This is a genomic window from Mesorhizobium sp. M0909, from assembly GCF_040319515.1.
Classification (GTDB): domain Bacteria; phylum Pseudomonadota; class Alphaproteobacteria; order Rhizobiales; family Rhizobiaceae; genus Mesorhizobium.
This window is the reverse complement of record NZ_JAMYOA010000053.1, coordinates 1-3,706: the sequence shown is the minus strand read 5'-3', so window position 1 is coordinate 3,706 and position 3,706 is coordinate 1. Positions and strand designations below refer to the sequence as shown.

General features: G+C 64.4%; 6 protein-coding genes. All 6 read right to left on the bottom strand.

Features of this window, described 5'->3' with window-relative positions:
• Positions 1-61: 61 nt before the first annotated feature.
• The 6 genes from NKH83_RS31400 to NKH83_RS31375 all read right to left on the bottom strand — a co-directional run bounded on the left by NKH83_RS31400 (position 62) and on the right by NKH83_RS31375 (position 3,592).
• On the bottom strand, positions 62-385 hold the full coding sequence (locus NKH83_RS31400) for a DUF736 domain-containing protein (RefSeq protein WP_006205585.1): 324 nt from the start codon (positions 383-385) through the stop codon (positions 62-64).
• Positions 386-1,094: 709 nt separating this feature from the next.
• Entirely contained in the window at positions 1,095-1,340 is a 246-nt protein-coding gene (locus NKH83_RS31395) for a hypothetical protein (protein WP_352468576.1), read from the bottom strand.
• Between the two features lie 24 nt (positions 1,341-1,364).
• Positions 1,365-1,628, bottom strand: a complete 264-nt coding sequence (locus tag NKH83_RS31390) for a hypothetical protein (protein WP_352809030.1) — start codon at positions 1,626-1,628, stop codon at positions 1,365-1,367.
• 290 nt (positions 1,629-1,918) lie between these two features.
• Positions 1,919-2,338: a hypothetical protein gene (locus NKH83_RS31385; RefSeq protein WP_352595508.1), complete on the bottom strand. Its 420-nt coding sequence runs from the start codon at positions 2,336-2,338 to the stop codon at positions 1,919-1,921.
• Positions 2,328-2,588, bottom strand: coding sequence for a type II toxin-antitoxin system prevent-host-death family antitoxin (locus NKH83_RS31380; RefSeq protein WP_352483438.1), 261 nt, complete (start codon positions 2,586-2,588; stop codon positions 2,328-2,330). The genes NKH83_RS31385 and NKH83_RS31380 overlap by 11 nt, the downstream gene beginning before the upstream one ends.
• Positions 2,589-2,650: 62 nt before the next feature.
• Entirely contained in the window at positions 2,651-3,592 is a 942-nt protein-coding gene (locus NKH83_RS31375) for a DUF2493 domain-containing protein (protein ID WP_352809027.1), read from the bottom strand.
• Between the last annotated feature and the right edge of the window lie 114 nt (positions 3,593-3,706).

The window sequence follows — 3,706 nt, the reverse complement described above, 5'->3', positions numbered from 1 at the left end:
CCACCCCCTTTTGGCGGGGGGGCCCCCGCCCCCTCGGGGGCGCCCCCCCCCCACCGATGCCTCACTGGGGGTTGTTCCAGAGGATGACCTTCTTGTTTTCCTCGCCACCCGGGGCGGGAGCGAGATTGCCGAAGATGACGCCGATCTCGGGTGCTTCCAGCTTGACCGAGAGATACTCCTCGCCCGAACGCTGGGAGATGCGGTGCCAGCCGGCTCCGATCTCGAAGCCCGTGCGCTTGTTGACGATCCGGTAGTCGGGCGCGTCCTCGCGCGACTTGTTGGTGTTCGGGATCAGGGTGATCGGGGCATTGACCCGGAGCGTGGCAAAGACGCCTTCCATCGAGCCGTCGGCCTTGGTGGTGAGGTTTGCGATCGTGGTGGCCATGGTAGTTCTCCTTCGGTTGCATCGGGACCATTCCCGATGGCGCCAAAGGAGAGGACCGTCCTGCTGCGGTCATTTCGGCGAAAATTCTGGAAAATTCTATTTGCCGAAAAATTGCGGGCAGGCCCTTCGCCTGCCCGCAGACAAAAACAGAAATCGAATTTTCCTGAATATTCGCCGAGTGTACCCCCAACGGGGGTTGACCGCACAAAGCAGGCGGTCGTCTACAAAGGCGACATGAAACGGGAATGGCCCCGATGCAACCGAAGGAGAAGAACTCAGGCCACCATCGCTAGATCGCCGACGCAACGCTGCCGGATCGCAGGAACATGCTGCAGCCTCTCGGGTCATGTCGTCGGCATCGCCAACACATCGACCAGCAGCCCGGCGCGTGACCGCCTTGCATGTTCGGTATGGCGGCATAGCGGTTTCGAGATCGGAGCCGGCTGGCAGCGAACTTCACGCCCCTCGGGGACGATACCGCGCAGTCAGGTTGGATGACCCGGCAAGCCAGGATATTGTTCGGCACGCTTGCACCCGCTTCAGAGGCGAGAAGCGTCAAGATGATCATCCGTACAACGCCCCGCGGCTCTGCGCGTGGAGCGGTTTCGAAAGGGGCCGGCTCCGTCCGCTCATACAAGTGGTTAGGCGGCGAGGAGCCGGATCACATATCGGATTGAACCCGCAGGGCCTGTCGGCAGGACCGCATCCATCATCCTGGCAACGTTAGACGCTCATCCGGCGTCATGCGGGCTTCGGCTTGGCGGCGAATGTCCGGATCAGCATGGCGGAGCATCGCGCACCAGTCTTCCACATTGTACGTGGTCGCCATCCGGCCCCTGGCCAGATCGTAAATGACGCACGGCTTGTTCGCGATGGCGAGCCGAAGCACGTTGACGGCCGTGCCCGGTGATGCGCCGTCCCAGACCATCATCCCAAAGTCGGCGCGCCGCACCATCTCCCGGTCCTTGGCGGCGTGGAACTAGTGCTCGTGAGCTCCTTCAGGAGAAGGAACATGGTAGGCGGCCCAGTCGCCCAGATTGTTGCGGGGTTCCTTGCCGGTATGGAAGACCCCGACGTGCTCGTACTTGTAGCCGGCGAGCAGGCCCTGCGCCTCGGCATCGGCTCCAGGCGCGTCGCCAACCAGCACGCCGTGCTCGGCAGCAACGATTGCGCCGATGCGAGCGATGGCAGGTTCCGGCAGCTCGAATATCTCGCGTGATCCACCTATGAATATCATCGACATGGTGACTTTCCCTTCTCTCCCGCGTCCCCCGCCCCGCGCCGGCCGCCCTCTCCCCTGGCCCTGCGCGAGGGATCGTCACCCGAAGGCCGAGACGGCAAAGCTGGCTCGGGAAGCGGCGGGACGCCGCGACGAGAGCCCGGCCGGCCGCAGGCCGGCGCGCCCGGATCCTGCAGCTGCCGGAGACGCTACGCGCATCTGGCTAGTTGCGCTTCGCGCTTGGAGCTAGTGGTCTTTGTCGGCCAGCCAGAGGCTCACGTCCTGGATCGAGCGCATGGCCGCGAAAGAGAACGTCAATCCAGACGGCTGACGCGGCGGCCCTCGCTGCGCGCTTCGATAAAGGCGCCTGCGATTTTCATCATGAATGCCTTGCTGAAACGACCGAGGGGCTTACCGTCGGCTTCGATGTACCAGGAGCGTTCGGCAATATCGTAGTTGTATTCGTCAACCACGATCCAGCAGCGTTTGAGATCGGTCAGACCGGCGCGGCGGCACTCGATAGTGGAGATTTCCAAACCGACCCGATCGCTGGTTGGTGGTTGGGTGGTTATCGCCAGGAGCGCGAGATGGGTCAGGCCATCTCTTGCGCCGCGGACAGCGATGACCACGCAGGTGGGCCGGCTCTTGCGGCCTTCCGTTTCGCCGCGCTCGTGTTGCCATGCCCAAAGATACGGGTAGGAGATCACCTGACCAGGCAGGAATCTACCGCTCATCATCGTATCCTTCCCCGCGCGCCAATCGGTCGATCTCGGCGGCGAAGAGTTCCGTGTGTTCCTCCGGCATCTCAGAGACACGGTATGCGCGGCGGGGATCGCCGCCGATGCGCATCCGTTCGTAGTGCTCGTAACTCATCAGCACGAACCGGGGTTTCCGGTGCTTGGTAAGAATAACGGGTTCGCGGCTGGCAACGTCGGTGACGTCGCCAACCTGCTTGTTGAGATCCCCCGTCGTGAACTGGCGCATGGCTGGACTCCTTATCGATCTCCATATTATCTAGATTTTCTAGATTTGCAAGAAAACGGCGCTCACGCGCCGTCCTCCGCGAACCGCCACACGGGGATGCCGAGCCGACGCGCCTTGTCGGCAAGGTTCTCGGTGATGCCGGAACCGGGAAAGACGATCAGGCCGTAGGGCACCACCGAGAGAAGCTGGTCGTTGCGGCGGAACGGAGCCGCCTTGGCGTGTCGGGTCCAGTCCGGCTTGAAGGCGATCTGGGTGACCTTGCGGTTCTCGGCCCAGCAGGCGGCGATGCGTTCGGCGCCACGCGGGCTGCCGCCGTGGAGCAGGACCATGTCGGGATGCTTCTCGCGGGCCTTGTCGAGCGCGTTCCAGATCCGGTCGTGATCATTGCAGTCGAGACCACCGGCGAAGGCAATCTTGGTGCCGGCAGGAACGAGCACCTCGGTTTCGGCGTGGCGGCGGGCGGCGAGGAAGTCTCTGGAGTCGATCACCGCCGCGGTCATCGCCTGGTGGCTGACCTTGGAGCCGGTGCGCGGCCGCCATGCCGATCCGGTCTGCGCCCCGTAGAGGTCGGCGGCCTCATCGCGCATGATTTCCAGCACGTTGCGGCGCTCGATATAGGTGATGCCTTCCGCGGTGAGCCGTTCCAGCTCGACCGACTTCAGCTCGGAACCGTCCTGTTCCTGCTGGCTCGAACGCTGGGCCTCCTCGTTGCGGTCGAGGCTGCGGGCGACGCGCTCGGCGGCGCGGTGGAAGACGTTTGCGAAGGACCAGAGCAGGTCGTCGAGATCGGGTTCGAGCCTGGTGTCGCCAAGCATGCCGGCGAAGGTCTCGACGATGCCGGCGAGGCCAGCCCGGATCACTTCGTCGTCGGGAAGCGGCCGAGGATCAGGTTCGTCCTGATGCGGGCGATGGCCGTACATCTGTAGTTCGAGGATGACGCGGTCGGTCGGCGAAGAGGCGTGGTAGGGCTCGTAGGCGTCGTCGAAAGGAAGCTCGTAGGTCATGGCGGTGTCTCCGTCGGTTGTGGCCGCGCCTCTCGCGGCCTGACAGCGCATCCCGGCCGCGCCCCGGGCGCGGCCGCCCCCCACGCCCGGGCCCGCGCGGAGGACGGCGCCCCC

Excerpts from the sequence above, each read along its gene's own strand:
- NKH83_RS31400 (WP_006205585.1), bottom strand. The coding sequence starts at position 385 with ATGGCCACCACGATCGCAAACCTCACCACCAAGGCCGACGGCTCGATG.
- NKH83_RS31395 (WP_352468576.1), bottom strand. The coding sequence starts at position 1,340 with ATGGTGCGGCGCGCCGACTTTGGGATGATGGTCTGGGACGGCGCATCA.
- NKH83_RS31390 (WP_352809030.1), bottom strand. The coding sequence starts at position 1,628 with ATGTCGATGATATTCATAGGTGGATCACGCGAGATATTCGAGCTGCCG.
- NKH83_RS31385 (WP_352595508.1), bottom strand. The coding sequence starts at position 2,338 with ATGAGCGGTAGATTCCTGCCTGGTCAGGTGATCTCCTACCCGTATCTT.
- NKH83_RS31380 (WP_352483438.1), bottom strand. The coding sequence starts at position 2,588 with ATGCGCCAGTTCACGACGGGGGATCTCAACAAGCAGGTTGGCGACGTC.
- NKH83_RS31375 (WP_352809027.1), bottom strand. The coding sequence starts at position 3,592 with ATGACCTACGAGCTTCCTTTCGACGACGCCTACGAGCCCTACCACGCC.